Source organism: Streptomyces kebangsaanensis, assembly GCF_001906585.1.
In the GTDB taxonomy this organism is placed as follows: Bacteria; Actinomycetota; Actinomycetes; order Streptomycetales; family Streptomycetaceae; genus Streptomyces; species Streptomyces kebangsaanensis.
The window spans coordinates 68,449-70,161 of the sequence record NZ_JUJA01000136.1; the positions used below are offsets into that span (position 1 = coordinate 68,449).

The following is a 1,713-nucleotide window of genomic DNA, read 5'->3' on the forward strand; positions in this document are numbered from 1 at the left end:
GAGCCGCGCGCCGAGGGCGAGCCGGCGGCCACCTGCCCGCTGGAGAAGTGGCGCACCGAGGCCATCGACAGCGGCACCCGAGCCCTGAAGGAACTCCGCAAGGGCGTCGAGAAGGCCCTCGTCGCGATCGGCAACGGCCTCATCTCCCACCCCGACAACACGGCACTCAGCGAGGACCTGCGCACCCGCCGCAGGAACGTCCGCGACGACCTCCACCCGGCCCTGCTCCGCCTCGCCTACCGCCTGCTGTTCCTCTTCGTCACCGAGGACCGCGACCTGCTGCTCCACCCCGAGGCGACGAAGACCGCCCGGGAGACCTACGAGAAGTACTTCTCCACGGCCCGCCTGCGCCGCCTCGCCCGCCGCACCGGCACCCTCCACGGCGACCAGTGGCACGCCCTGAACCTGGTCGTCCAGGGCCTCGGCACCCCCGGCGGCCGCCCCGAACTGGGCCTGCCCGCCCTCGGCGGCCTCTTCGAACCGACCGCCACGGACGAAGTCCTCGACGGCCTGAGCCTGTCCAACCAGGCCCTGTACAAGGCCGTACGCGCCCTGTCCGTCGTCCACGACGTCAAGCTGGGCCGCCCCCGCAAGGTCGACTACCGCCACCTGGGCGCGGACGAACTCGGCTCCGTCTACGAGTCGTTGCTGGAACTGGAGCCACGCATGGACGAGGGCGGCGAGTACGTCCTCGCCAAGCTCGACGGCAACGACCGCAAGACCTCCGGCTCCTACTACACCCCGTCCCCGCTGATCGACTGCCTCCTCGACTCCGCGCTCGACCCGGTCATCGACAAGGCGGTCCGCTCCGGTACGACACCGAAGGAGCGCGAGGACGCGCTGCTCGCCCTGACCGTCTGCGACCCCGCCTGCGGCTCCGGGCACTTCCTCGTCGCCGCCGCCCGCCGCATCGCCCGCCGCCTGGCGGAGATCCGGAAGGACGACCCCGAGCCCAGCGCCGAGGACGTGCGGCACGCGCTGCGCGACGTCGTCTCCCGCTGCGTCTACGGCGTCGACCTCAACCACATGGCCGTCGAACTGGCCAAGGTCTCCCTGTGGATCGAGGCCATGGAGCCGGGCCGGCCCCTCACCTTCCTCGACGCCCACATCAAGCACGGCAACGGCCTGCTCGGCACGACCCCGAAGCTGCTGGCCGGCGGTCTGCCGGACGAGGCGTTCAAGCCGCTGGAGGGCGACGACAAGAAGCACGTCACCGACCTGAGGAAGCGGAACGCGTCGGAGCGTGCGGCGTGGCAGACGGCGCTGAAGCGGGGGGCGCGCCAGGGCGAGCTGTTCGCCGAGGAAGGGTTCGTCCTCGGCTCCAACGCGGAGTTCGCCCAGAAGCTGTCGGCGATCACCGGCACCGAGTCACTGGAACTGGAGGACGTCCAGGACCAGGCCCGCGAGTACCGGGAACTGACCACCTCCCGCGACTACATCCGCGCGCTGGAGCTGGCCGACGCGTGGTGCGCGGCCTTCGTCTGGGAGAAGACGAAGACGGCCGCCCCGCCCGCCCTCACCACGAAGTCCCTCCTCACCCTCCACTCCGAGGACGGCGGCGCGAGCCTGCCGGACGGCACTGTGGAGAGGGTGGACCGCCTGAGGGAGGAGTACCGCTTCTTCCACTGGCACCTGGAGTTCCCGGAGGTCTTCCGGGTCCCGGCGGACCCGGACGCGCCGGGCGTGGACGAACGCACGGGATGGCGGGGCGGG

The 1,713-nt window shown here is 71.6% G+C and carries 1 protein-coding gene; it reads left to right on the plus strand.

The genetic code is table 11. The annotated features are described in order from the left end of the window. Positions 1–1,713, plus strand: a 1,713-nt coding sequence (locus RH94_RS43940) for a DNA methyltransferase (RefSeq protein ID WP_234425886.1), incomplete at both ends; no start/stop codon positions are given.